General features: G+C 64.4%; 28 protein-coding genes. 15 read left to right on the top strand and 13 right to left on the bottom strand.

Going from position 1 to position 25,412, the window contains the following annotated elements; translation table 11 throughout:
- The first annotated feature begins 132 nt into the window (after positions 1-132).
- The gene (locus BBA01S_RS23310; protein WP_167336035.1) at positions 133-1,272 is read left to right on the top strand and encodes a helix-turn-helix transcriptional regulator; all 1,140 of its coding nucleotides are present in this window, start codon (positions 133-135) and stop codon (positions 1,270-1,272) included.
- Positions 1,273-1,353: 81 nt separating this feature from the next.
- On the opposite strand, the gene BBA01S_RS23315 is transcribed toward BBA01S_RS23310, so the two are convergent.
- From BBA01S_RS23315 to BBA01S_RS23335, 5 genes are all read right to left on the bottom strand, one after another.
- Positions 1,354-2,055 (bottom strand): ABC transporter ATP-binding protein, encoded by a 702-nt coding sequence (locus BBA01S_RS23315; protein ID WP_027818568.1) that lies wholly within the window; start codon positions 2,053-2,055, stop codon positions 1,354-1,356.
- Positions 2,055-2,825: a high-affinity branched-chain amino acid ABC transporter ATP-binding protein LivG gene (livG, locus tag BBA01S_RS23320; RefSeq protein WP_027818569.1), complete on the bottom strand. Its 771-nt coding sequence runs from the start codon at positions 2,823-2,825 to the stop codon at positions 2,055-2,057. The genes BBA01S_RS23315 and livG overlap by 1 nt, the downstream gene beginning before the upstream one ends.
- Positions 2,822-4,096, bottom strand: coding sequence for a high-affinity branched-chain amino acid ABC transporter permease LivM (locus BBA01S_RS23325; RefSeq protein WP_027818570.1), 1,275 nt, complete (start codon positions 4,094-4,096; stop codon positions 2,822-2,824). Before BBA01S_RS23325 ends, livG begins: the two co-directional genes overlap by 4 nt.
- A gap of 7 nt (positions 4,097-4,103) precedes the next feature.
- Positions 4,104-5,030 (bottom strand): high-affinity branched-chain amino acid ABC transporter permease LivH, encoded by a 927-nt coding sequence (livH, locus tag BBA01S_RS23330; RefSeq protein WP_027818571.1) that lies wholly within the window; start codon positions 5,028-5,030, stop codon positions 4,104-4,106.
- Positions 5,031-5,192: 162 nt separating this feature from the next.
- Positions 5,193-6,320 (bottom strand): branched-chain amino acid ABC transporter substrate-binding protein, encoded by a 1,128-nt coding sequence (locus tag BBA01S_RS23335; RefSeq protein ID WP_042297738.1) that lies wholly within the window; start codon positions 6,318-6,320, stop codon positions 5,193-5,195.
- 358 nt (positions 6,321-6,678) lie between these two features.
- Here BBA01S_RS23335 and BBA01S_RS46980 point away from each other — a divergent pair, with 358 nt between their 5' ends.
- From BBA01S_RS46980 to BBA01S_RS23355, 4 genes are all read left to right on the top strand, one after another.
- Entirely contained in the window at positions 6,679-7,086 is a 408-nt protein-coding gene (locus BBA01S_RS46980) for a hypothetical protein (RefSeq protein ID WP_156966049.1), read from the top strand.
- Between the two features lie 278 nt (positions 7,087-7,364).
- A complete protein-coding gene (locus BBA01S_RS23345) occupies positions 7,365-8,354 on the top strand; it encodes an ABC transporter substrate-binding protein (RefSeq protein WP_027818573.1) in 990 nt (329 codons plus the stop codon).
- Between the two features lie 165 nt (positions 8,355-8,519).
- Positions 8,520-9,416 carry an ABC transporter permease gene (locus BBA01S_RS23350; protein ID WP_027818574.1) on the top strand — a complete coding sequence of 299 codons (897 nt, stop codon included), beginning with the start codon at positions 8,520-8,522 and terminating at the stop codon, positions 9,414-9,416.
- A 3-nt stretch (positions 9,417-9,419) separates the two neighbouring features.
- On the top strand, positions 9,420-10,214 hold the full coding sequence (locus BBA01S_RS23355; protein ID WP_027818575.1) for an ABC transporter ATP-binding protein: 795 nt from the start codon (positions 9,420-9,422) through the stop codon (positions 10,212-10,214).
- 100 nt (positions 10,215-10,314) lie between these two features.
- On the opposite strand, the gene BBA01S_RS23360 is transcribed toward BBA01S_RS23355, so the two are convergent.
- Positions 10,315-10,710, bottom strand: a complete 396-nt coding sequence (locus BBA01S_RS23360; RefSeq protein ID WP_027818576.1) for a PaaI family thioesterase — start codon at positions 10,708-10,710, stop codon at positions 10,315-10,317.
- 375 nt (positions 10,711-11,085) lie between these two features.
- Between BBA01S_RS23360 and BBA01S_RS23365 the strand changes: the two genes are divergently transcribed.
- Positions 11,086-12,222, top strand: coding sequence for a pyridoxal-phosphate-dependent aminotransferase family protein (locus BBA01S_RS23365; protein ID WP_245641560.1), 1,137 nt, complete (start codon positions 11,086-11,088; stop codon positions 12,220-12,222).
- A 6-nt stretch (positions 12,223-12,228) separates the two neighbouring features.
- Here BBA01S_RS23365 and BBA01S_RS23370 read toward each other — a convergent pair whose 3' ends face one another.
- The 3 genes from BBA01S_RS23370 to BBA01S_RS48470 are packed head-to-tail and all read right to left on the bottom strand — an operon-like array spanning position 12,229 to position 13,930.
- Positions 12,229-12,987: a class I SAM-dependent methyltransferase gene (locus BBA01S_RS23370; protein WP_042297739.1), complete on the bottom strand. Its 759-nt coding sequence runs from the start codon at positions 12,985-12,987 to the stop codon at positions 12,229-12,231.
- A 60-nt stretch (positions 12,988-13,047) separates the two neighbouring features.
- Positions 13,048-13,284, bottom strand: coding sequence for a hypothetical protein (locus BBA01S_RS23375; protein WP_027818579.1), 237 nt, complete (start codon positions 13,282-13,284; stop codon positions 13,048-13,050).
- Between the two features lies 1 nt (position 13,285).
- Positions 13,286-13,930: a tlde1 domain-containing protein gene (locus BBA01S_RS48470; protein WP_322787836.1), complete on the bottom strand. Its 645-nt coding sequence runs from the start codon at positions 13,928-13,930 to the stop codon at positions 13,286-13,288.
- 44 nt (positions 13,931-13,974) lie between these two features.
- Here BBA01S_RS48470 and BBA01S_RS23380 point away from each other — a divergent pair, with 44 nt between their 5' ends.
- The 6 genes from BBA01S_RS23380 to BBA01S_RS23405 all read left to right on the top strand — a co-directional run bounded on the left by BBA01S_RS23380 (position 13,975) and on the right by BBA01S_RS23405 (position 20,236).
- Entirely contained in the window at positions 13,975-14,688 is a 714-nt protein-coding gene (locus BBA01S_RS23380; RefSeq protein WP_042297740.1) for an HAD family hydrolase, read from the top strand.
- A 226-nt stretch (positions 14,689-14,914) separates the two neighbouring features.
- Entirely contained in the window at positions 14,915-15,370 is a 456-nt protein-coding gene (locus tag BBA01S_RS23385) for a MarR family winged helix-turn-helix transcriptional regulator (protein ID WP_027818581.1), read from the top strand.
- 17 nt (positions 15,371-15,387) lie between these two features.
- On the top strand, positions 15,388-17,523 hold the full coding sequence (locus BBA01S_RS23390; RefSeq protein WP_027818582.1) for an FUSC family protein: 2,136 nt from the start codon (positions 15,388-15,390) through the stop codon (positions 17,521-17,523).
- 37 nt (positions 17,524-17,560) lie between these two features.
- Positions 17,561-17,770 carry a DUF1656 domain-containing protein gene (locus BBA01S_RS23395; RefSeq protein ID WP_027818583.1) on the top strand — a complete coding sequence of 70 codons (210 nt, stop codon included), beginning with the start codon at positions 17,561-17,563 and terminating at the stop codon, positions 17,768-17,770.
- Positions 17,771-17,777: 7 nt separating this feature from the next.
- Positions 17,778-18,764 (top strand): efflux RND transporter periplasmic adaptor subunit, encoded by a 987-nt coding sequence (locus BBA01S_RS23400; protein ID WP_027818584.1) that lies wholly within the window; start codon positions 17,778-17,780, stop codon positions 18,762-18,764.
- The gene (locus BBA01S_RS23405) at positions 18,761-20,236 is read left to right on the top strand and encodes an efflux transporter outer membrane subunit (RefSeq protein WP_027818585.1); all 1,476 of its coding nucleotides are present in this window, start codon (positions 18,761-18,763) and stop codon (positions 20,234-20,236) included. The genes BBA01S_RS23400 and BBA01S_RS23405 overlap by 4 nt, the downstream gene beginning before the upstream one ends.
- 46 nt (positions 20,237-20,282) lie before the next feature.
- Here the strand turns inward: BBA01S_RS23405 and BBA01S_RS23410 are convergent, their stop codons facing one another.
- The 3 genes from BBA01S_RS23410 to BBA01S_RS23420 form a co-directional block, all read right to left on the bottom strand.
- Complete coding sequence (locus tag BBA01S_RS23410; RefSeq protein WP_027818586.1) at positions 20,283-20,633, bottom strand: type II toxin-antitoxin system ChpB family toxin; 351 nt, start codon at positions 20,631-20,633, stop codon at positions 20,283-20,285.
- Positions 20,627-20,878 carry an AbrB/MazE/SpoVT family DNA-binding domain-containing protein gene (locus BBA01S_RS23415; protein ID WP_027818587.1) on the bottom strand — a complete coding sequence of 84 codons (252 nt, stop codon included), beginning with the start codon at positions 20,876-20,878 and terminating at the stop codon, positions 20,627-20,629. The genes BBA01S_RS23410 and BBA01S_RS23415 overlap by 7 nt, the downstream gene beginning before the upstream one ends.
- Before the next feature lie 220 nt (positions 20,879-21,098).
- The gene (locus BBA01S_RS23420) at positions 21,099-21,902 is read right to left on the bottom strand and encodes an SDR family NAD(P)-dependent oxidoreductase (RefSeq protein WP_027818588.1); all 804 of its coding nucleotides are present in this window, start codon (positions 21,900-21,902) and stop codon (positions 21,099-21,101) included.
- A gap of 113 nt (positions 21,903-22,015) precedes the next feature.
- Here BBA01S_RS23420 and BBA01S_RS23425 point away from each other — a divergent pair, with 113 nt between their 5' ends.
- Positions 22,016-22,591, top strand: coding sequence for a TetR/AcrR family transcriptional regulator (locus BBA01S_RS23425; protein WP_027818589.1), 576 nt, complete (start codon positions 22,016-22,018; stop codon positions 22,589-22,591).
- An 80-nt stretch (positions 22,592-22,671) separates the two neighbouring features.
- Here BBA01S_RS23425 and BBA01S_RS23430 read toward each other — a convergent pair whose 3' ends face one another.
- Positions 22,672-22,971, bottom strand: a complete 300-nt coding sequence (locus BBA01S_RS23430) for a DUF4148 domain-containing protein (protein ID WP_027818590.1) — start codon at positions 22,969-22,971, stop codon at positions 22,672-22,674.
- Between the two features lie 296 nt (positions 22,972-23,267).
- On the opposite strand from BBA01S_RS23430, the gene BBA01S_RS23435 reads away from it, so the two are divergent.
- Both BBA01S_RS23435 and BBA01S_RS23440 read left to right on the top strand, forming a co-directional pair.
- The gene (locus BBA01S_RS23435) at positions 23,268-24,662 is read left to right on the top strand and encodes a selenium-binding family protein (protein WP_027818591.1); all 1,395 of its coding nucleotides are present in this window, start codon (positions 23,268-23,270) and stop codon (positions 24,660-24,662) included.
- A 10-nt stretch (positions 24,663-24,672) separates the two neighbouring features.
- Positions 24,673-25,323, top strand: coding sequence for a hypothetical protein (locus tag BBA01S_RS23440; protein ID WP_042297741.1), 651 nt, complete (start codon positions 24,673-24,675; stop codon positions 25,321-25,323).
- The last annotated feature ends 89 nt before the right edge of the window (positions 25,324-25,412 follow it).

Below are 25,412 nucleotides of genomic sequence, written 5' to 3' on the forward strand. Positions count from 1 at the left end.
CGCATGCTGCGGCGCATGGCGTGCGCAGGCCGTTTGCTAACCTGCCTGACGCGCTTCATTCTGCGCAATTTTGCTGCGCGGCCACATCCTGTCCTGCCCGCCCGGCTGCGATCGCAGCCAGCGTTTCCCACCGTGCCTTCCTCACTTGCCTTCGATGCACGCGGCAGCCTGATCGACGCCATCTACGATGCCGCCCTGGGCGCGCGCGAGTGGCCTGAGGTGTTCGCGTGCATCGCCGCGCGGATCGGCGCGGCGCATGTGAATCTTTCGGTGGTGCCGACGGCGGCTGCATTCCGGCTAGAACAGTGGAGCGGGATCGACGCGAGCTTCGCGCAAAGTTATGCGCAGCACTATGGGGCGCTCGATCCGCTGGTGCCGCAGGCGCGGCGCTGGCCTGCCGGTACGCTCGTGACCGACGCGATGATCCGCCCGCAGGCCGCGCATCGAAACAGCGCGTTCGTGCAGGAATGGGTCAGGCCGCAGGGCATTCAGGCGGCGGCGTTCGCGAGCGTGCTGCACGAGCAGGGTCACGCGGGCGTGCTGGGCGTGCTGCGCGATGTGCCGCGTCCATTCGAGCAAGCTGAGCTCGACGTGTTGCGCGCGTTGCTGCCGCATCTGCGCAATGCGCTCCGCGTGCAGCGCCGCCTGCAAACGGGCGATGCGCCAGGCGCGCACGATCCGCTTGCTGCGCTCGACGCCTTTGATGCACTCGATGGCCTCGCACAAGCGGTGCTGATCGTCGACCGCCAGGCGCGGGTGGTCTTCGCCAATCGCGCCGCCGCCGCGCAGCTCGCGCAGATGCAGGGATTGCGCGAAAGTCCGCACGGTTTGCAGACGCCCGCGCCCGAGGCCACGCAGCGCCTGCATGCGCTGATCGCGCGCGCGGCGGGCGACGGCGCGTCCGTTCGCACGGGCGGCGCCATGCTGATCGAGCGTGCGATGGCCGGCCTGCCGCTGCAGTTGCTGGCCGCACCGCTCGGTGCACGGCACGGTGCCGCCATGCTCATGGTGATCGACCCGCAGGCCGCGCGGCGAGGCGTCGAGCAGCGCCTGATCGCCCTCTACGCGCTGACACCCGCCGAGGCGCGCGTCGCCTGCGAAATCGGCAACGGCGGCAATCCACGCGATATCGCGGCAGCGTTGCGGATCGCGCCCTCGACGGTGCGCACGCATTTGCATCACGTCTTCGCCAAGACCGCCACGCGCGGTCAGGCCGATCTGATGCGGCTCGCCGCGCAGCTAGCGCAGTTGACACCTTCGCGCGGCGACTGAATAGAAACGGCCCGCGCAATCGCCCTTCATTTAAGGGAAATTGCGCGGGCCGCTAGATAACGCCCTGAAGCGCTTGCGAAATCAACCGCCCAGATACGCGCGCTTGATATCGTCGTTGGCGAGCAGGTTGTCGGCGCTATCGGCCAGCACCACGCGGCCGGTTTCGAGCACATAACCGCGATCGGCCACATGCAGCGCCTTGTTCGCGTTCTGCTCGACGAGGAACACCGTCACGCCTTCCTCGCGGATCGCACGGATGATGTCGAAGATCTGCGCGATCACGAGCGGCGCGAGGCCGAGCGTCGGTTCGTCGAGCAGCAGCAGGCGCGGCTTGCTCATCAGCGCGCGGCCGATCGCGAGCATTTGCTGCTCGCCGCCCGACATCGTGCCCGCACGCTGCTTCGCCCGCTGGTTCAGGCGCGGAAACAGCTTGAAGACATGTTCGATGCCTGCTTCGATCTCGTGCTGCGACGAGAAAAAGCCGCCCATTTGCAGGTTCTCCAGCACGGTCAGGCTCGGGAACACGCGACGGCCTTCCGGCGAGATCGCCATGCCCAGGCGCATGATTTCGTGCGTGGGCAGGCGCGTGATGTCGCGGCCTTCGAACGTCACCTGCCCCGACGACGCACGCGGCGTGCCGCATACGGTCATCATCAGCGTGGTCTTGCCGGCGCCGTTGCTGCCGATCAGCGTAACGATCTCGCCTTTGTTCACTTCGATCGACACGCCCGCCAGCGCTTCCACCGCGCCATAGTGGGTATGAACCTTGTCCAGCTTCAGCATCAGTCCTCTCCCAGGTAGGCTTTGATCACGCGCGGGTCGTTGCGCACTTCTTCAGGCTTGCCGATCATGATCGGCTTGCCGTGTTCCATCACGAGGATGCGATCCGATACGCCCATCACGAGGCTCATGTCGTGCTCAATCAGGAGTACGGAGATTCCGAACTCGTTGCGCAGTCCATCGACCATGTGCTGCAGCTCGATCTTTTCCTGCGGATTCAGGCCGGCCGCCGGTTCATCGAGCATCAGCAGACGCGGTTCCGTGATCATGCAGCGCGCGATTTCGAGGCGGCGCTGATGGCCGTACGAAAGCGTGCCCGCTTCGCGGTTCGCCACGTCCTTCAGGCCCACGCGTTCGAGCCAGTACGCAGCGCGTTCGAGCGCGGCGCGCTCGGCGCGGCGGTACGAAGGCGTAGCGAACAGGCCGCTGAGCATGTTGCGGTTGACCTTCAGGTGCTGCGCAACCATCAGGTTTTCGAGCACCGTCAACTGCTTGAACAGGCGGATATTCTGGAACGTGCGCACGAGGCCGCGACGCGCGACCTGGTGGCTCGGTTGGCCCGTGATCGCATGGCCGTCGAGCACGATGTCGCCGCCGGTCGGCTTATAGAAGCCGCCCACGCAGTTGAACACCGTGGTCTTGCCCGCGCCGTTCGGCCCGATGATCGCGAAGACTTCGTTCGGGCGCACATCGAACTCAATGCCGTCCACGGCCAGCAGGCCGCCGAAGCGCATCTGCAGGCCCGCCACTTTCAACAACGCTTGTGCACTCATTGCGGCAACTCCACGTGCGGACGGCTTGCGGGCAACAGGCCCTGCGGACGCCACATCATCATCAGCACCATCACCAGACCGAAGATCAGCATGCGGTACTCGGCGAAACCACGCGCCACTTCGGGCAATGCGGTCAGCAGGATCGCGGCCAGCACGACACCCAGCTGCGAGCCCATGCCGCCCAGCACCACCACGGCCAGGATCAGCGCCGATTCGATGAAGGTGAACGACTCCGGCGTGACGAGGCCCTGGCGCGCCGCGAAGAACGCCCCAGCGAGACCCGCGAACGACGCGCCCAGCGTGAACGCCGAGAGCTTGACGCGCGTGGGGTTCAGGCCCAGCGAGCGGCAGGCAATCTCGTCTTCGCGCAGCGCTTCCCACGCGCGGCCCATCGGCATGCGCAGCAGGCGGCTCGTGACGAACAGCGTGAACGCGACCAGCACCAGCGCGAGCAGGTACAGGAAGATGATCATGTGTTCGCCGCTGTATTCGAGGCCGATCAGTTCGTTGAAGGTTTTCGCGCCCTCGACGCTCGCATGGCGCGCGAGTTCGAAACCGAACACCGTGGGCTTCGGAATCCCCGAAATGCCGTCCGGGCCGCCCGTGATGCTCGTGAGGTTATTGAGCAGCAGGCGGATGATTTCGCCGAAGCCGAGCGTGACGATCGCAAGATAGTCGCCGCGCAGGCGCAGCACCGGAAAACCCAGCAGGAAGCCGAAGGTCGCCGAAGCCAGCGCCGCGAGCGGCAGGCATTCCCAGAACGTGAAGCCGAAGTACTGGTTGAGCAGCGCATACGTATAGCCGCCCACCGCGTAAAAGCCCACATAACCGAGGTCGAGCAGGCCCGCGAAGCCCACCACGATGTTCAGGCCAAGGCCCAGGATCACGTAGATGAGCGCGAGCGTGGCGACGTCGATGGTGCCGCGCGAGCTGATGAACGGGAACACCGCGCCAAAGGCAAGCAGCACCCAGATCGCGATGCGTTGCTGGCGCGCGCCCATTGCGGGCGCTTTGGGCAGCTTCACGCCACTCGTTGCGCGCACAAACATCGGCTTGGCGAGCTGGAACACGAACACCACGGCGGCCGCGATCCACACCGGATGCCAGTGCTGCTGCAGCACCACCTGGTAACCGTCGAGCGTGAGTTGCAGGCCGAGGATCGGCGCCGTGAGGATGATGGTCGCAAAGGCCGCGACGAACGCACCCTTCAGCGTCTGCGACGAAGACGGGCCGCTATGGCTGACCGCGCGAACCGAAACAGTTTGGCTCATATCGACCTCACACCTTTTCGACGTCCGGCTTGCCGAGCAGGCCGGTGGGACGGAACAGCAGCACGAGCACCAGCAGGCCGAAGGCCACGACGTCCTTGTACTCGGACGGCATGTACGCCGATGCGAAGGTTTCGGCCAGGCCCAGCAGCACGCCGCCGAGCATCGCGCCCGGAATGCTGCCGATGCCGCCAAGTACCGCTGCCGTGAACGCCTTGATGCCCGCGATGAAGCCGATATACGGATTGAGCTTGCCGATCGTCAGGCCGATCAGCACGCCGCCCACCGCCGCCAGCATCGCGCCGAGCACGAACGTAAACGAGATCACGCGGTTCGTGTCGATGCCGAGCAGGTTCGCCATCTTCATGTCTTCGGCGCAGGCGCGGCACGCGCGACCCATGCGCGAACGCGAGATGAAGAGCGTGAGCGCGACCATCAGCACGACCGTGGTGCCGACGATCAGCATGCGCGCGTACGGGATCGTCACGTCGAAGTTACCGCCCATGTTGAAGTCGAGCGCGCCGGAAATCAGCATCGGCACGGACACGTCACGCGCGCCCTGGCCGATCTGCACGTAATTCTGCAAGAAGATCGACATGCCGATCGCGGAGATCAGCGGCACGAGACGCGGCCCGCCGCGCAGCGGCCGGTACGCAACGCGTTCGACCGCAAAACCGTAGAGCCCGGTGACCACCACCGAGACGATGAGCGCCGCGCCCAGCACGAGCGGCAGCGGATAGCCCGCCGTGGTGCCGATGGCCGTGAGCGTGACGAGGCCCACATAGGCGCCGATCATGTAGATCTCGCCGTGAGCGAAATTGATCATGCCGATGATGCCGTAGACCATCGTGTAGCCAATGGCGATCAGCGCATAGATCGCACCCAGCGTGAGCCCGTTGACGAGCTGCTGGGTGAACTGAGGAAGAAAATCATTCATGCTTTAAGCCCCGCGGCGGTGAAGCCGGTAAGAGACCCTTTAGAACCGTACCAATCCGTTGTTATCGACGCTTTATCGTTGCGCACGCAACTTCCATGAAGCTGCTATAAAAACGCCCCGCCACAAACCGCGACGGGGCGTTCGCAACGTGCAGCGCGGGGATCAGTTCGCGGCGGTCTTGGTGGCGTCCTTGTGCCACGTGTACACAACGAACCGGAACGACTTCAGGTCGCCCTGTGCGTCGTACTGCACGTTGCCGATCGGCGTGTTGAACGCGTTCTTGTGCAGGTACGCGGCAACCTTGGTCGGGTCGGTGCTCTTCGCGCCTGCGATGCCGTCGGCGATCACTTCGACCGCAGCGTAGGCCGGCATCTGGAACGGGCCGTTCGGATCGCGCTTGGCGTCCGCGAATGCCTTCACGAGCTTCGCGTTGGCCGGATCGGCTGCGAAGTCGGCGGGCAGCGTGACGAGCATGCCTTCCGAGGCCGGGCCGGCAATCGCCGTCACGTCCTTGTTGCCCACGCCTTCCGGGCCCATGAACGTGGCCTTGACGCCCTGTTCACGCGACTGGCGCATCAGCAGGCCCATTTCCGGGTGGTAGCCGCCGAAGTAGACGAAGTCCACGCCTTGCGACTTGAGCTTGGTGACGATTGCCGAGTAGTCCGAATCGCCCGCGTTGATGCCTTCGAACACGACGACGGGGATGTGCGCCTTGTCGAGCGCAGCCTTCACCGACGTAGCGATGCCCTGGCCGTACGACTGCTTGTCGTGCAGGATCGCGACCTTCTTCGGCTTGACCTTGCCGATGATGTAGGCGGCGGCAGCCGGGCCTTGCTGGTCGTCGCGGCCGATGGTGCGGAAGATGAACTGGCGCTTCTTGCCTTCGGTCAGCTGCGGCGCGGTCGCCGACGGCGTGACCATCACGACGCCTTCGTTTTCGTAGATGTCGGAAGCGGGGATCGTCGAGCCCGAGCAGACGTGGCCGACCACGTACTGGATGTGCTGCGAGACGATCTTGTTGGCGACGGCGACGGCCTGCTTCGGCTCGCACGAATCGTCCATCAGGACAGCTTCGAGCTTGTTGCCGTTTGCGCCGCCAGCGGCGTTGATCTGGTCGATTGCGGTCAGGGCGCCAGCCTTGACCATGTCGCCGTACTGGGCGACCGGGCCGCTGAACGGGCCGGCGATAGCGATCTTGACGGTCTCGGCGTGAGCGGCTGCACCAAAAGCGAGCAGCGCGGCTGCCACAGAGACAGAGGTAAGGCGGTTACGGCGGAACAGCGACGTCATCAGGAGCTCCTCGATTGTTTTCGGGTCAACCGGTCAGACGGATGACCTGCGCAAACGAACAGCACCCCGAGGACGAGCCAGGGGGGACGACAACGACGGGCCTGAGAGAAATTGAAGACGTGACGGGGCCCGGCGTTTATCACCCGCTTTTTGCGGTTGAGTTCGGAGGGATCGCGTTGATACGCGGCCCCTGTTGCGCAAGCGATCCGCCTGCCCCGTTCACTGCATTTCGTCCGGAAAGGTGGTCCGGACTCAATCAGCGACCGGCGGATCCTATCAATAAAATCTCCCACTCGCAACCAAGGGTTTTTTCCGATATCTCCTGATGTATTGATCGCCGCCAATTGAGGAAAATCCGGTGAAAGAGCTTGAAAACATTTGGAAAATCGCAGGGCGCCAAGGACGGAAGCGAGACCTTCCGGCTAGAACGACCGACTGGCAAGCCTTGGGGGAAATCGATTTCCGATCCGAAATAAATGACGCTGCTTTTTCCAATCGGAAAATCGTCGGGAAACCTGATCGACTATTTTTATCTGGCTGCGATACCGAATATCGAGGATGGGAAACTTTTCAAAAATTGGCCGCTGCACGCATAGTAAAAACCCTAAATGCAAATCGCGCCAAGTGTTTGATTTTCATGAACAAATTACACTTTACTTTCATTCGGGAAAGCCTCATGCGGCTCTACGCAGCCGATAATCGCCACGCACTCACCGAACACATTATTTCCGGTCGGAATCCGGGAAAACTTTCGACGCCCTGCTGAGTTTCCTGGAAAGCCGGATCGACTATTTTTCGACGGCCGATGACATGCCGTCGCATCCTCGCCGCACTGTCCCGGTGCGCGTTCCGGATCCGTAAAACTCGGTGGTATGCTCGCTGCCTCGCCGCCGGTCTTATGCACCATTGCGGCGCACGGTGTAAGGGGCACGCAAGGTCATGACGTGCGCGCCGTGCGCAATGCCGGGTGCAACGTTCGGCGGCGCTGCCGCGCAAGCGCACCACACCCGTCCAGAACCGAACATTCGGGGGAGATCAAACAGAATGAAGACCTTCAAGCTCGCCGCCACGGCCGCCACCCTTACCCTGATCGCCAGCGCCGCCGCGCTCACGCTCGCATCCGGCGCAGCGAACGCCGCCGAAACCGCCACCGTCGAAGTGCTCTCCATCGTCGAACACCCCGCCCTCGACGCGATCCGCGACGGCGTGCGCGACGAGCTGAAGGCCGCCGGCTACGACGCCGGCAAGAACCTCAAGTGGGAATACCAGAGCGCCCAGGGCAACACCGGCACCGCCGCGCAGATCGCGCGCAAGTTCGTCGGCGACAATCCGAGCGCCATCGTCGCGATCGCGACGCCGTCGGCGCAGGCCGTGGTGGCCGCAACGAAGTCCGTGCCCGTCGTGTACTCGGGCGTCACCGATCCGGTCGCCGCGCAGCTCGTGAAGACGTGGACGCCCAGCGGCACCAACGTCACGGGCGTGTCGGACAAGCTGCCGCTCGACAAGCAGGTCGCGCTCATCAAGCGCGTGGTGCCGAATGCGAAGACCGTCGGCATGGTCTACAACCCCGGCGAAGCAAATTCGGTCGTGGTCGTGAAGGCGCTCAAGGAACTGCTCGCGCAACAGGGCATGACGCTCAAGGAAGCCGCAGCGCCGCGCACGGTGGACATCGGTTCGGCGGCAAAGAGCCTGATCGGCAAGGTCGATGTGATCTACACCAACACGGACAACAACGTCGTTTCGGCCTACGAAGCGCTCGTGAAGGTGGCCGACGATGCGAAGATTCCGCTCGTCGCGTCGGACACGGACAGCGTGAAGCGCGGCGCGATTGCGGCGCTCGGCATCGATTACAGCGACCTGGGCCATCAGACGGGCAAGGTCGTCGTGCGCATCCTCAAGGGCGAAAAGCCCGGCGCGATCGCATCGGAAACCAGCAGCAAGCTGCAACTGTTCGTGAATCCGGCTGCCGCGCAGAAGCAAGGCGTGACGCTTTCCGCCGATCTGCTCAAGGACGCCACCACGGTCGTCAAGTAAGGCTTCACACGCCCGCACGCGTGACCGCATAGCAAAGCACCGGCCTTCACCGGGCCTCGCGCACGCGCGCGCCACGCCGCCTCATCCGGGCGGCGCGGCGCGCGCGGCGACCCATCCGGCTGCGTCACCGCAATCCGCCCGCCGGAAACCGCAACAGGATTTCCCATGTCCCTCTACTCGCTACTGGGCGCGCTTGAGATCGGCCTGATCTTCAGCCTCGTCGCCCTTGGGGTGCTGATCTCGTTTCGCATCCTCAACTTCCCCGACCTGACCGTCGACGGCAGCTTTCCGCTCGGCGGCGCCGTCGCGGCCACGCTGATCGCGCACGGCCAGGATCCGTTTCTCGCCACGCTTTGCGCGATGATCGCAGGCGCGGCGGCCGGCTTTGTCACGGGCTGGCTCAATGTGCGCCTGAAAATCATGGATCTGCTCGCCAGTATCCTCATGATGATCGCGCTCTACTCGATCAACCTGCGTGTGATGGGTGCGCCTAACGTGCCCCTCATCACCGAGTCCACCGTGTTCACGATGATCCAGCCTGCGTGGCTGCCCGACTACATGCTGCGCCCGCTCGCGCTGCTCGTGGTCGTGCTCGCGGCGAAGTTCGGCGTGGACTGGTTCTTCTCGTCGCAATACGGTCTCGCGCTGCGTGCGACCGGCGCGAATCCGCGCATGGCGCGCGCCCAGGGCATCGCCACGGGCCGCGCGACACTGGCAGGCATGGCGCTGTCCAATGCGCTGGTGGCGCTCGCCGGTTCGCTGTTCGCGCAGACCCAAGGCGGCTCCGATATTTCGATGGGCATTGGCACCATCGTGATCGGTCTCGCGGCGGTCATCATCGGCGAAAGCATCCTGCCCGCGCGCCGCCTCATGCTCACGACGCTCGCCGCCGTGCTGGGCGCAATTCTCTATCGCTTCTTCATCGCGCTCGCGCTCAATAGCGATTTCATCGGCCTCAAGGCGCAAGACCTGAACCTCGTGACGGCCGTGCTCGTGACTGTTGCGCTCGTGCTGCCCGCGACACGCAAGAAGCTGTTTGGCCGCAAGAACGGGAGGGCTTAAATCATGCTCAGCGCACAAGACCTCAGACTCACCTTCAACCCCGGCACGCCGATCGAAACGCGCGCGCTGCGTGGCCTCACGCTGGAAATCCCGACCGGCCAGTTCGTCGCCGTGATCGGCTCGAACGGCGCAGGCAAGTCCACGTTTCTCAATGCCATCAGCGGCGACCAGATGGTGGACGACGGCAGGATCACGATTGACGGCAACGACGTCACGAAGAAGCAGGCGTGGGATCGCGCGCATCTGGTCGCGCGCGTATTCCAGGATCCGATGGCGGGCACCTGCGAAGCGCTGACGATCGAAGAAAACATGGCGCTGGCGATGGCGCGCGGCAAGCGGCGCGGCTTCGGCCCGGCGCTGAAAAAGCAGGATCGCGAACTGTTTCGCGCCAAGCTGCGGCTGCTGAACCTGGGCCTGGAAAACCGTTTGACGGATCGCATCGGCCTGCTGTCGGGCGGGCAGCGCCAGGCGGTGAGCCTGTTGATGGCGTCGCTGCAACCGTCGCGCATCCTGCTGCTCGACGAACATACGGCGGCGCTCGATCCCAAGACGGCGGCGTTCGTGCTCGAACTCACGGCGCGCATCGTCGAGGAGGCGAAGCTCACGACCATGATGGTCACGCACAGCATGCGCCAGGCGCTCGATTACGGCCAGCGCACGGTCATGCTGCATCAGGGACAGGTGGTGCTGGACGTGTCCGGCGACGAGCGTCGTGGACTGGATGTGCCCGACCTGCTGCGCATGTTCGAGCAGACGCGCCACGAACAGCTCGACGACGACGCGTTGTTGCTCGGCTGAAAGCTCTAGCGCAGTCAGCGTGAAGATCGGGAAAGCCCGCCAGCCTCACGGCTCGCGGGCTTCTTTATTAGCCGTGATTCGATACGGATTCCAAATGATTCTAAGCCGTGCGTGAATATTTAAACGTGCCCTGAGCGCTGGCGATCAACAGCCGATCGTCGACCCATGCTTCAGCGCGCGAGAAGAAAATCGAGCGGCCACCTCGCTCCAGAAAACCCTTCGCGCGAACAAAGTCGCCCAGCCCCTTGTCGAGATAGTTGGTTGTCAGCGAAAGCGTGAAGCCGTGGCGCTTGGGCGCATCGGGCTCGGCGTAGAGACCGGCATAGCCCGCGGCCGCGTCGAGCAGCGTGGCGATCGCGCCGCCTTGCAGCACGCCCTGGCGATTGAGCTTCGATGCGTCGATCGGCATGAGAAGCTCGACGTAGCCGTCTTGCCACTGCGCGATGCTTACGCCAAGCGTTTCGAGAAACGGGTTGTCGACGGCGAATTGCGACATACGGCAGTCCCCTTGATAATCTGGTGCGAAGAACCGGAGATTATAGGTCGGGCCGCGCAGGTCGGGCCGCGCAGGTCGGGCCGCGTAGGCCTCGCAGCGAAGCCCGGCCACTGTTCAGAGGAAATGCGCCCAACTGTATATGGCTTTATGGGCCGCGCCGGAGAACACTTTGCTTTTCCCCTGCCGCCAGCGTGCGTGCATATTTCACTCGCAGCCTTTTGCTGCACCGTTAAGGAACTCATCATGACCGACAACACGCGCCCCACCGACACCCTGATCCCGCAACGGGCAGCGGCGGCGGCCGCCGCCGCGTTGCCGGTCGCCTGCCCGAGCGTCGATCCGCTCACCGAGATCCTGCCCGACGAGCCGCTGCTCATGATGGGCGCAGGCCCCGTGCCGATCCCGGATGCCGTCGCCAAGGCCAATTCGGTCGTCATCAACCACCTCGGCGACACCATGGCGCGCGTCATCGACCAGGTGAAGACCATGGCGCGCTATGTGTTCCAGACGCGTTCGAACTGGGTGCTCGGCGTGGCCGGCCCGGGTTCGGCGGCGATGGAAATGGCAATCTCGAACCTCGCATGGCCCGGCACGCGCGTGCTCTCGATCGTCAATGGCTTCTTCAGTGGCCGGATGGCGGAAATGGCGCGCCGCATTGGCGCCGATGTTTCGACGCTCGATGTCAGCGACCGCGAGGTTGCCTCGCTCGACGCCGTTGCACACGCCATCGAGCGCACGCGCCCCGCCATCGTCACGATCGTGCACGGCGAAACCTCGAACACGGTCTGGAACCGCCAATTGAAGGACATCGTGCGCATCGCGAAAGCGGCGGGCGCGCTGGTCGTCGTCGATGCGGTCTGCACGCTGAGCACCATGCCGCTGGAAATGGACGCGTGGGGAATCGATACCGTCATCACCGGCGGCCAGAAAGGGCTGTCGTCGATTCCGGGCGTGTCGCTGATCGCGTTCTCGGACGCCGCCTGGCGGCGCGTGCGTGAACGCACCGCACCGAATACGCACTGGTGTCTCGACGCCACGCTCGCCGAGAACTTCTGGCACAAGGCCGGTTATCACTACACCGCGCCGGTGTCGGGCGTGCTCGCGCTGCATGAAGCGCTGCGGCTCGTCTGCACGGAGACGCTCGAAAAGCGCTTCGCGCGCCATCAGCGCTGCTCGCTGGCGCTGCAAAGCGGCGTTGCCGCGCTGGGCCTCGAACTCTATACGCCTGAAGACTGTCGCCTGAATTCGGTAGTCGGCATCGGGCTGCCCGAGGGACTCACGCCGCGCGACGTGTGCAACCATATCTCGCAGCAATACCAGGTGGAGATCGCCGGATCGTTCGGACTGCCGATCGTGCGTATCGGCCAAATGGGCGAACAGTGTCGCGAGCACCATCTGTTCCGCACCGTCCACGCGCTGGGCCGCACCATGCGCGACCTCGGCGCGGACGTCGACCTGCCCGCGGGCGTGGCCGCGCTTGAAGAGTCGCTGTCGGCAGCGGCGCGGCGTTAAGCCCGGTTAGACCCGGCGCGCCCGGATGCAGAGGAATGCGGGCGCGAGCGCAAGCTCGGTGTAAAGCGCCGGAGCCACGGCCTTCATTTCCGCCGCCGGCTTCGGCTCCAGCATGCCGTCGATCTGCCAGCCGGTTTCGAGCAGCGCGTTGACGATATCGGCGAGCGGGCGGCGATACGCCTCCACATAAGGCTTCGGCTCGCCGAAACCGCCCCAGTGCAGGCCAAAGCGCGTGGTCTCGAAGTACGGGCGGTTGCCGCGCGTGCGCGTGTCGATCCAGTCGCGCATCGGATGCGCCATCGAAAACACCAGCAATGCGCCGGGCCGCGCGACGCGATGGAACTCGGCGAAGGTGGGCGCGAGGCGCTCCACATAATCGAGCGCGAGCGAGCAGACGATGCGGTCGAACTGGGCGTCGCCGAGCCACGCAAGCGGCTGGCCGAGATCGCCTTGCGCGATGTCCACGTTCAGGTCAGCGCAACGGGCGCGCGCGAGTTCGACCATCGCGGGCGTGACGTCGAAGGCCTTCACGGCGGCGCCCGCATGCGCCATTTCGGCGCTGACGATGCCGGGGCCACAGCCCGCATCGAGCACGCTCAGGCCCGCCACGTTGCCGAGCAGCGCGGAGGTCGCCGGGCGTTCGTAAAGCGCGTTATGCGGTTTTTCCGGGGCCATCTGCGCGTAACGGTCGGCGAACTGCGTGTAAGCGGCGCGGCCCGGCAGTTCAGGCGTGGAGGGCTGGTCGGTGTGGGTATCGGTCGGCATCGTGAAGCGGGAATCTGGGCGAAACGCGTATTGTGCCAGCCGTGGGGCAACCGTACGCCACTAGCGCAAGCGCCTCCACCATCGGACATAGCCCGCGATCGCGAGTGCGACCGACATGTCGAGCAGGCTCAGAACAGGGATTGGATTGCTCCATTTATCCATGTTCGTCGTGCGCGAGTAATACGGCGGGCCATTGCCGTAAGCCTCATTCAAATTGAACACGTTGAACGCGACCAGTGCGACGACAATCGCGCTCAAGGCCACGCCAACCAGTTTGAATGCCGTGTTTCTGGCCATGTCAGTACCGAACGGTCAGCGGGATATAGCAGTCTGGTGAGGATGCGACGGCTTCTGCCAATGCACGCACAAAAGCCTCCATCGCGAAATGCAGATTTATGCAGCCAGCGCTTCCGGCGTGCGTCCCGCCGTGGATAAAGAATCCGCCGCGATCATACGTCTGGGTGCCGGGAAACACGTGAATTGTAATCCGATGGTTCCCCCAGGCCGCCCGAGGAGCGAGGCTATACCATCTGTTCGTCCACATTTGTGATGGCTGGATCCAGTAACGCCCCGGCGGTATCGGCCCCACACGGCCTTCCCGGTGACGAGCGGCCGAATAGTCGAAGTGCCCCAGATCATCCGGCTGTCCTGACACGGCGGGATAGACCCGAAAAATCGGCCCGGACAAAATGAGGCGCTGCCCGTCAAAGGTAAGCGAAGCTTGAGACTGAGAGCAAAGCGGAATACGAGGCGTACTGCGCTCCGATTGATAGTGGTCAACCAACTTGCCTCCTGTGAGCCTATAGATGTCGTTGACGCGCCGCGATGCAGCCGACCAGCCACTATCCACAGACTCAAAGGTGCGCAGAATTGGAAAACTCCGAAAGTCGCTAAGCGTCCCCTGCGCCCCACCACCACCCCGCACCCCCATCCCGGTTATCATCGCCGCTCGGCTTACAAACCTTCCACCCGATCTTCCACCTGACGATGTCCGCGCTTCCCGCCACTTCCGCACTTCCCGCCCTGCCTTTCGATGCCGTGCTTTTCGACTGTGACGGCGTACTGGTCGATTCAGAGCGCATTACCCATATCGTGCTGGTGCAGATGCTCGGCGAACTCGGCTGGACGCTCTCCGTCGATGAAGCGATGGGGATTTTCGTCGGCAAGATGGTCAAGGACGAGGCGGCGCGCATCGAGGCGCATACCGGTTTTCGCCTGACCGAAAGCTGGCTCGAAGGCTTCCGCGCACGCCGCAACGAAGCACTGGCGCGCGACCTGATCGAGATTCCGGGCGCGAGCGCCGCAGTACGCGCCGTCCACGGAGCCTACGCCGGCCGCATCGCCGTCGCCTCGGGCGCGGATCGCCGCAAGGTCGAACTGCAATTGCGCAAAGTCGGCCTGCTCGACTGCTTCGGCGGCCAAATTTATAGCGGCCACGAAACGCCGCGCAGCAAGCCGCATCCCGATGTCTACCTGGCCGCCGCCGCGGGGCTAGGCGTCGACCCGCGCCGTTGCGCCGTGGTCGAGGACACCGTGACGGGCGCGCGCGCCGGTCTCGCAGCGGGCGCGACTGTGTTCGGCTACTGCCCGGCCGCACCGGGCCACAGCAGCGCCGAAGCGCTCAAGGCCGAAGGCGTCGCGCACGTCTTCACCGACATGGCGCAGTTGCCTGCCCTGCTCACGACCCGGAACGCATCGTAAAAGCGGCCGCACGCAAAATTTTCCGATCGGAAACCCGCGCCTCCTGCCAGCCACGACGTTAAGCGCCTATGACACAGGCGCGAGCCGCGTGGCGCGAGCGTCACACCTGGCGCGGGAAAGCAGCAAACAGCGCGCACGCGGGCCAAGGCTCCATTACTATCCGAAAATAGCTGCACGCCGGAAAAGATAGTTTGCTACCGAATCGCTTTACGCTATCATCCCGCCGATGTCGAATCTTCACACCTTACGTCTGGCCGTCAGCAGCACGCTCGTGACGGCCGCCCGCAAGTGGCGGCGCACGAGCCACGGCGCGCTCACGTCCTATAACGTCTCCGAAGCCTGCGCCACGCCGCTGCTCACCGCAGGGCGTCTGGGCGAGGCGGTGCGCCAGGTGACGCTCGCCGAGCACGTCGGCATCGAAGGCCCGTCGCTCGTGCGTCTGCTCGACCAGCTCTGTGCCGCCGGTCTCGTGCGCCGCGACGAGGATCCCGACGACCGCCGCGCCAAGACCATCTCGCTGACCGAGGATGGCCGCGCGGTCACCGCCAAAATGGAAGAAGACCTGCGCGAGTTGCGCGCGCGCGTCCTCAAGGGCGTGAGCCGCGCCGACCTGGAAGCCACGCTGCGCGTGCTCAATGCCTTCAATGCGCCGGATCCAGCCGACGGCGCCCCTCATGACTGACAGCTGAAAGCGGCCTCATGACCTACCCTTCAATCCGCGACTGGCTCTTCTCGGTCAAGACCTTCGCAGCGTCGATGCTGGCGCTCTATATCGGGCTCGCGTTCCAGTTGCCGCGCCCCTATTGGGCCATGGCGAGCGTGTATATCGTCTCGAATCCGTTCGTCGGCGCGACCCGTTCCAAGGCGCTGTATCGCGTGCTCGGCACCGCGCTCGGCGCTGCGGCCGCCATCGCGCTCGTGCCGCCGTTCGTCGAAACGCCGCTGCTTTTCAGCGTGATCGTGGCGCTCTGGACGGGCACGCTGCTTTACCTCGCGATCATGGATCGCACCGCGCGCAGCTACGTGTTCATGCTCGCGGGCTACACCATGCCGCTCGTCGCCTTCCCCACGGTGACCGATCCCAGCACGGTGTTCGACGTGGCAATCGCGCGAACCGAGGAAATCACGGTCGGCATCATCTGCGCCAGCGTGATCGGCAGCAACATCCTGCCGAGCCGTCTCGCGCCCACGCTCATCGAGCGCGCCGACGCCTGGTTCCGCGACGCCGCGTTCTACGGCCGCGAAACGCTCTCGGGCAATATCGTCGGCAAGGCAATTTCGGCCTGTCGCCAGCGCCTCGCCACGACGGTCAACCAGCTCGAATTCCTGCTGAGCCAGTTGGGCTACGACCACACGCATCCGGAGATCCTCGCGCGCGCCCAGGACCTGCGCGGCCGCATGCAGCTATTTCTGCCGATGATTTCGGCGCTCGCCGATCCGCTCATCGCCTTGCGGCGCGATCTGCACGTCTGGCCCGAAGGGCTCGATGCACTGCTTGCCGACGCGGCCAAATGGTTCGACGCGCCGCTGCCGACGCGTGCCGCCGACATCCACGACGACGCAGGCGACAGCATCGCCGATAGCCTGCGCGCGCGCGTCGCCGCGCTGCAACCGGCGCACGACCAGCTCACGAGCTGGGAAGGCGCGCTGCTGTCGAATGCGCTCTGGCGCCTGGGTCAGGTCATCGACGTCTGGCAGGACTGCCGCACGCTGCGCGCGCTGATTGCGCACGAGCAAGGCACCTGGCGACCGCGCTACCGGCACTGGCGGCTGGGCGGCACCGAGCGCTTCTACGACCGCGGCCTGATGCTGATTTCCTGTGCCGTGCCGGTGAGCGCGATTCTCGTCGCGTGCTGGCTCTGGGTCAGCTCGGGCTGGCACGACGGCGCGGGTGCCGTGACGCTCGCCGCCGTGGCCTGCTGCTTCTTCGCCGCGCTCGACGAGCCCGCGCCGATGGTGTTCCGCTTCTTTGCCGCGACCGCCGCGAGCGTGGTGTTCGCGGGCCTCTATCTGTTCGTCGTGCTGCCCAAGGTGCACGACTTCCCGATGCTCGTGCTGATGTTCGCCGGGCCGTTCATTCTGATCGGCACGCTGATTCCGCGCCCCGCTTTCAATATGGTGACGATGCTCACGGCCGTGAACACGGCGACGTTCATCAGCATCCAGAGCGCCTACGACACTGATTTCCTCGTGTTCCTCAACAGCAATATCGCGGGTGTCGCGGGCCTGCTGTTCGCTTATGTATGGACGCGCGCGACGCGCCCGTTCGGCGCCGAATATGCAGCAAAACGGCTGCTGCGTTCGAGCTGGACGGACGTGGCGCTGTCGGCGTCCACTGCGCCGCTCACTGACCAGCGCAACCTGACGTCGCGCATGGTCGACCGCCTGATGCAGCTGCTGCCGCGCCTGGGCGCTTCGGACGAACATCGGCATCCGTCGATCGAGAGCTTCCGCGACCTGCGCATCGCGCTCAATGCGCTCGATCTGCGCCGCTCGCGCCGCAAGCTCGACGGCGACGTGCCCGCCGCCATCGACCGCGTGCTTGCTGGCGTGAGCGACCATTACACGCGCTGCGCCGACGCGCGCTCGCGCCAGAACGCCCCGCCCGCGCTGCTCGCGACCATCGACGACGCGATGCATCGCGTCGCCACGCGCGGCCTCGCGCAGGAAGCGGCCAGCGCCGCCGATGCAACCGCAGGTGGCACGCCGCGCGCGCGCCTTTCGCAGCGCTGGCTGCGCGATACGCTGCATGCGCTGGTGGGCGTGCGCCTGTCGCTCTATCCCGCCCAGGCAGGCCAACGCCCGCATGGCGGCACAACGGAGGCCGGCGCATGAGCGCTCGTCCTGTTCAACCTCATCCGAAATCCGCACCATGATCGGCGAAATCGATATCTTTGGCGTCTTCGTGCCCGCCGTCCTCGTGCTCATGCTGATCGCGTACCTCATCAACGTCGTGATCGGCAAGGTGCTGACGCGAGTCGGTTTTTACCGGCTCGTCTGGCATCGCTCTATTTTCGATCTCGGCATTTATGTATTCGTACTCGCCGCCGTCATCATCGTGTCGCATCGCTTCGTGAACTAACGTCAACGTGAAAAAAACCTGGTTCTCCGCAGGACAGATCCTGCTGACGCTCATCGTCGTCGTGGTCGCCGCCCTCGTGCTGTGGCGCATCGTCAATTACTACATGTTCTCGCCGTGGACGCGGGACGGCCACGTGCGCGCCGACGTGATCCAGGTCGCGCCCGACGTGGGCGGCCTCATCACGCGTGTCGACGTGGTGGACAACCAGCCGGTCAAGCAAGGCCAGGTGCTGTTCGTGATCGATCAGGCGCGCTACGAACTGTCGCTGCGCCTCGCGCAAGCCGCGCTCGAACAGCGCAAGGCGACGCTCGCGCAGGCCAAACGCGAGTACGCGCGCAACCTCGCGCTCGGCAATCTCGTGGCCAGCGAAACGATGGAAGAAAGCCGCACGCGCGTCGAACAGGGCGAAGCGTCCGTGGCCGACAGCCAGGTGCAGGTGGACACCGCGAAGCTCAACCTGCAACGCACGACCATCGTGAGTCCAGTCGACGGTTACCTGAACGACCGCGCGCCGCGTGTTGGCGAATACGTGTCGGCGGGCCGTGCGGTGCTGTCGGTGGTCGATCTGCATTCGTTCCGCGTGGACGGCTACTTCGAGGAAACGCGTCTGCACGGCATCCATATCGGCCAGCCGGTGGAGATCATCGTGATGGGCGAAGACCGGCCGCTGCGCGGGCATGTGCAGAGCATCGTCGCCGCGATTGAAGACCGCGACCGCCAGGCCAGCCCGAACCTGCTGCCGAACGTGAACCCGGCGTTTAGCTGGGTGCGTCTTGCGCAGCGTATTCCGGTGCGCGTCGCGCTCGACGAGGTGCCTGACGATTTCCGCATGATCGCCGGCCGCACCGCCACGGTTGCCGTGCGCGATGACGCGGCGGACAAGCAAGACAAGCGCAACGCTGCTACGAGCGCCAGCGGTGCCGCTGCTGCTAGTGGCGCGAGCGGTGCAAGCGCCGCCGTCGCGCCGGTCATGGCGAGCGGAGCGTCGCAATGACCCGTCGCAGTCTCTGGCGCGGCCTCGCCCTCACACCGCTCGCCCTGGCGCTGGGCGCGTGCATCACGCTCGGGCCGAACTACCAGTTGCCGAAGGAAGCCGCGGTGAACGCGCCGCTCGCGCAAGGGCCGATCGACGGCGCAGACCATGCGCCCGTCTCGCAGCAAAACGTGCCCGCCAACTGGTGGCAGCTTTACGACGACCCCACGCTCAATGAACTCGTGCAGGACGCACTGGCGTCGAACACGAACCTGCGTGTGGCCGCCGCGAATCTCGAACGCTCGCGCGCCGTCGTCGCCGTCGCCAACGCGCAGGGCGGCTTCTCGGGCAGCGCGACCGCCGGCGCCCAGCGCGCCCAGGTCTCCGGCGAGCAGTATCTGCTGTTCGAAAAAGTGCCCGTGGCGAACCTGGGCGACCTCGGTGTCAATGTGTCGTACGAGTTCGATCTGTTCGGCAAGCTCAAGCGCGGCGTGGAAGCCGCGCGCGCCGACGACGAGGCCGTCGAAGCCGCTGCCGACCTCGCACGCATCACCGTGGTCGCGGACGTGGTGCAGGCCTATGTCGAGTCGTGCTCGGCAGCGGAAGAACTCGCCATCGCCCAGGAATCGCTGAAGCTGCAACAGCAGCGCGTAGCCCTCACGAAGCGCCTGCGCGACGCGGGCCGGGGCAACCAGCCCGACGTGACGCGCGGACAGACCCAGGTGCAGACGCTCGCCGCGGATATCCCGCGTTTCGAGGGCCGCCGCCGCATCGCGCAATATCAGCTGGCCATGCTGCTGGCACGCGCGCCCAAGGACTTGCCGCCCGCTGCGCTCGCCTGCAATCGCCTGCCCAAACTCACGCAGCCGATTCCCGTCGGCGACGGCGCCGGGCTGCTCAGGCGCCGTCCCGATGTGCGCGAGGCCGAGCGCCAGCTTGCTGCGTCGACGGCACGCATCGGCGTGGCAATCGCCGAGATGTACCCGGACGTCAGCTTCGGCGCGGGCGTGGGCACGGTCGGCCTGACCGGCGACCTGTTCTCGGCCAAGACCAACGCATGGTCGTTCGGCCCCCTGATTAGCTGGACGTTCCCGGCCAACGGCCAGCGCGCCCGCGTACGCGGCGCCGAAGCGGCGACGAGCGGCGCGCTCGCGCATTTCGACGGCGTGGTTCTGAATGCGCTGCGCGAGACGCAGTCGAGCCTCGCGACCTATGCCGCCGACGATCAGCGCGCGGACGCGCTGCGCACTGCTTATGCATCGGCCAAGCAGTCGGCTGACGAAACGCATCGGCTTTATTCGGCAGGACGTGAATCGTTTATCTCCGATCTCGACGCGACGCGCACGCTCACGAGCGCGCATTCGCAGGTCGCGGCGGCAGAGGGCCAGGTCGCGCTCGATCAGGTGAAGCTGTTCCTCGCGCTAGGCGGAGGGTGGGAGCCGGAGCCGGCGAAGCCTGCCGGGGGGAATGGGGTGGAGCCGGTGGGACAGTAAGGATGAACGTGGGATGGGCGAGCCGAGGATCGGCCCGTCTCACGCTTCATTCGATGATCGTCTGAAGGCGCGCCAACGCATCTTCAACCACCTCTACGGGGGCGCGTTCAACTTTACGAGCACCACGCGCATCGAGATCTAGCGTCCGGATCATATTCACAAGGGCGACGCCTTGCGTTTCGGTTCCCGAACCGGTCAACGGCACGGCGAACCCCGCAAACCGCGCGAAGTCGCCTCCTTGTGTAATCGGCGCCACCAGCGCTACACCGAGCGCGTTGAAGGCCGCGGGCGACAACACCAGTGCTGGCCGAAAATCCCCCTGCTGCTCGCGCCCGGATGTCGGGTTGAGACACACTCGCACGATGTCGCCACGCTCAAACCGCGTGCGCCTCACCATGCCTCACGTCCCACAGGTTTCGACTGCCCCCACGCGGCAAGATCCTCCGGCAGCGCTGCCTTCGTATCGCACTGCGCGACCAGGTCGTCCAGCGAATATTTCGGCCTTGCAGGCGTCAGCATGACGCCATCCGGCCGCACATCGACTGAGAGCGACGTCCCAATCGACACGTTGATCTGCTCCAGCAGCAATGCGGGCAAGCGGATCGCAGCGCTATTGCCCCATTTTTGAATCTTGAGTTCCACGAATTGGCCTCCGGGATGTAGATTCATTGTAGATACACGCTCCTTTGAACGTCAAGTTAGCGCGTATCCACAACGTCACATCATCACCGTCCGCGCACCGGATCGCTGAGGTTACGACAACGCCCATCCGGCAGCCTTGTCGCCAATCAGCGTCTGCAGAAGTACTGGACTTCAAGCAGCGGGCCGACCCGCCATGCACCACTGCCCTGCCAGGCCCAGCTTACGTCGCGTCGTGCGCTGCTTCGCGATAGCGCGCCGCCGGTTGCGATTGCGCGAAGTTCGGCATCATCGCCTGACGCGCCTGATCGAAGGCATTCCACTGCTGCGCATCGGGCAGCGGCGGAATCGTCACCGTTTCGCGGCGATCGAAACCCACCAGCGCTGCGTCTACCAGATCGTCCACTTCCATCACGCCTTCGATCGTGTTGACGTCCTTGCCGACGCTCGACCAGATTTCCGTGCGCGTCGCCGCGGGCAGCACGGCCTGCACGTACACGCCCTTCGGGCCCAGTTCCAGATGCAACCCTTGCGACAGGAAGAGCGCAAACGCCTTCGTCGCGCCATACACGCTCATGCCGAACTCCGGCGCGAGCCCCACCACCGAAGCGATATTCACGATCGCGCCCTTCCCTTCACGCACGAAACGCGGCGCGATCGCTGATGCGAGGCGCGCAAGCGCCGTGGTGTTCAGGTCGATCACGCGGGTCACTTCGTCCACGTCCTGGTCGAGAAAACCGCCCGCCGACGCAACACCGGCATTGTTCACGAGCACGCCAATACGCGTATCTTCGGCAACGCGTTTTTCCACTTGCAGCAGGTCGGCGCGCTGCGTGAGATCCGCTCGCAGAATTTCGACGTTGACGCCGTCGCGCTCACGCAGACGCGCCGCGAGCGTTTCCATGCGCGCACGATCGCGCGCCACCAGCACGAGGTCGTGGCCACGCTTCGCGAATCGATCGGCATAGACCGCGCCAATGCCAGACGACGCGCCCGTAATGAGAACCGCAGGTTTTTGAGCAGACATGGTGAAGCTCCTTCGAGTGTCGGGTTTTTACATGACGATCATCATGTATTTGATCGAATGATGATGGCCGTCATGTATAATGTCAAGCAGCAAAATGAGGTCGGGAGGACGCAATGCGAGTCAGTCGGGAACAGGTGGCGATCAATCGCCAGAAGATTCTGGAGGCCGCAAGCCGGCTCTTTCGTGAACGCGGTTATGACGCGGTGACGGTCGCGGACGTGATGAGCGCCGCCGGCCTGACGCACGGCGGCTTCTATGGCTATTTCAAGTCGAAGGACGAACTGATCGCGCAGACGCTCGAACATGTCTTCGGGCAAGGCGATACCGGTGAGACCAACCTGGCGCGTTACGCGGCACGTTATCTATCGAGCGAACATCGGGACAATCTCGCCAACGGCTGCCCTACCGCCGCGCTTGGCGCAGAAACGGTCAGGCAAACGCCCGAGGCCCGCGCCGCGATGGCGGCGGGACTGAAAAAACAGATCGAACGGTTGAGTGCGCGAGGGTCGGGCGACGAGCCTTTCGACGCAGCGCAGGCGCGGCGCGCGGCCATTGGCGGCTGGTCGGCGATGGTCGGCGCGGTGATACTCGCGCGCCTGGTCGACGATCCCGTGTTGTCCAATGAGGTGTTGAGCGAAACGCTCGCCTGGATCGAACATCAGGATGCCGATACATCGGCAGCAAAGTGAAGCCTTTTAGATAATGAAACGCCGTCCGGACTTCTCGATCCGGACGGCGTTTCATTTTCAACAGTTAGGGCAACGAATCCTTATCGATTCATGTATACAGGCGGCGAGTAGCTGCTCGCGGCGCCGCTTTGCGAAGTGCCGTCCATTGCGGGGCCATAACCTCCGGCGTTACGCGCGTCGAGGCGTGCCTTGGCAGCACGATAATCCTCGGGATAATACGGCGACGCAACATTCGGGCGCCAGCCCACCGACTCCAGCGCCTTGAGTTCGTTACGCACCTGTTCGCGCGTGACGGGGCCGTTATCAGCCGATTGAGCGAAAGAAACGGCCGGTGCTACGAGTACCGCGGCCAGCGCAACTGCCTTGATCAGCGACTTCATGACTACACCTCCGATAACTTGACTTGTTCGGTGCAGCGCAAGGCTGCGACCGGCGTGTTAAGTCTAGAAAGAGCGGAGCGCAAGATAAATGTCAGCCCGGCGAATTCACTGTTTTCGCCGAACGCACAATCGCCTCACAATCAAGCCACGAGCAACGCACGAACGCGGTTTATCACCGCTGCATATAAGCTTGAAACTGCGAGGAATAAGCGTTTAAAGAAGCCGCGCAACCGCGATACGCACGCGCGCTAAATGGGTCATGATAGGCGCCTCGACGACATCGAAGTGAGGCTACGATGGCAACATGGAAGCCGGATCCCAGCTTTTATCCCTCTGCGCGACTGGCGGCCGGAGCGAAGGCCGAAACGCTAGCGTGGGTCGCGAGTTTTGACCCTACTGGCGGCGTTCCCGATTCACTCGACGTGGTCGATCTCGACCCGGCCTCGCCCGAATATGGGCGCATCGTTCATCGGCTCGCCATGCCGAATACCGGCGACGAACTGCATCATTTCGGCTGGAATGCGTGCAGTTCGTGCCTGTGCCCGAATGCGCCGCACGCGCACACGGAACGCCGCTATCTGATCGTGCCGGGTTTGCGCTCCTCGCGTATTCATATCATCGATACGAAACCCGATCCACGCCGCCCTTCCATCTTGCGCGTACATGAGCCCGAGGACGTCGCTAGACGCGCGGGCTACTCGCGCCCTCATACCGTGCATTGCGGCCCCGATGGCATCTATGTGACCGCGCTTGCCAATGGCGAAGGCGAAGCGCCCGGCGGCATATTCTTGATGGATCACGAGAGCTTCGACATTCTCGGCCAATGGGAAATCGAACGGGGCCCTCAACAACTGGCCTACGACGGCTGGTGGCATCTGGGCTATGACACGCTCGTGACGAGCGAATGGGGCCTGCCAGCAGCATTCGAAAACGGACTCGTGCCGGAAGTGCTGCTCGGCGGACAGTATGGGCATCGGCTGCACTTCTGGGACCTGCATACGCGCAAGCACAAACAGGTGCTCGATTTTGGCGCGGAAAACCAGCTCGTGTTTGAATTGCGGCCCGCGCACGATCCCACCAAACCATATGGCTTTGTGAATTCCGTGATCAGCCTGAAGGATCTTTCGGCGTCGATCTGGCAGTGGTATCTCGACGGCGACCAGTGGGCTGCGCGCAAGATCATCGAAATTCCCGCCGAGCCCGCCGATCCGGAAACGCTGCCGCCCATGCTCAAGGGTTTTTCAGCCGTTCCGCCGCTCGTGACCGATATTGCGCTCTCGCTCGATGACCGTTTTCTGTATGTGGCGTGCTGGGGAAGCGGCGACCTCCGGCAATATGATGTTTCGGATCCCGAACATCCTAAGCTCACAGGCAAGGTGCGCGTGGGCGGCATTGTGTCGAAGGCCACGCATCCGGGTGCACAAGGCCGCGCGCTCAACGGCGGGCCGCAGATGGTGGAAGTGAGCCGCGACGGCCGCCGCGTCTATTTTACGAACTCACTATACGGCGCAATCGATGCGCAGTTCTATCCTCAGGGTATCGACGGCTGGATGGTCAAGCTCGACGTGGGCTCCGACGGTGGCCTCGATTTCGACGAGCGCTTTTTCGTGGAATGGCCCACGACGCACCGCCCGCACCAGATCCGGCTGGAAGGCGGCGACTGCTCGTCTGATTCGTACTGCTATCCTTAACGGATCCAGCATGGAGTCCCTCGCCGGCAGCGTCAGCGCGCATTGGACGGCATGGAGCGCCGTGGTTGCAAGCGGTATCTTTCACGGCCTCAATCCCGCGATGGGCTGGCTCTTCGCGACGGCACTCGGCTTGCAGCGCGGTAGTCGGACAGCGCTGCTGATGGCGCTACCGCCTATCGCGCTCGGACATGCCGCGTCGGTGCTGCTATTCAGCAGTTCGATCGCCGTGCTGGGCGCGTGGATGCCACCGTTCGCGCATAGCGGGCTGCATTGGGTGCTTGGCGCGCTGCTGATCGGCTGGGCCGCCTGGCAGCATGCTTATGGGCACCGTCATCGTCTGCGGGTTGGCATGACCGTGGGCTTTGTCGGGCTCGCTGCATGGTCGGCGTTGATGGCGACGCTGCACGGAGCGGGCCTTATGCTGATGCCCGCTTTGTTGCCGCTATGCGGCAGCGGCGTGGGCAGCGGCGGCCCGCTCGCGGTATCGGCGGCTTTCACCATGCTGCATACGCTCGTCACGCTTGCAACGACCGCTACCATTGCGCTGCTCGCGTATGAATACCTGGGCCTTGGCATTCTGCGGCGCGGCTGGATCAATTTCGATTGGCTATGGCAAGGCGCGCTCGTGGCCACGGGCGCGCTGGTAATTGCGGCGGGTTGAATCCGCCGGCGTCACTTGTCTTCGGAATAGTCTGCGGCGGAACTCATGTCGCGCCGTCACGCGTTGATTTTCGCGCACGTAAACGCCAG

It is taken from the genome of Paraburkholderia bannensis NBRC 103871 (genome assembly GCF_000685015.1).
Taxonomy (GTDB): Bacteria; Pseudomonadota; Gammaproteobacteria; order Burkholderiales; family Burkholderiaceae; genus Paraburkholderia; species Paraburkholderia bannensis.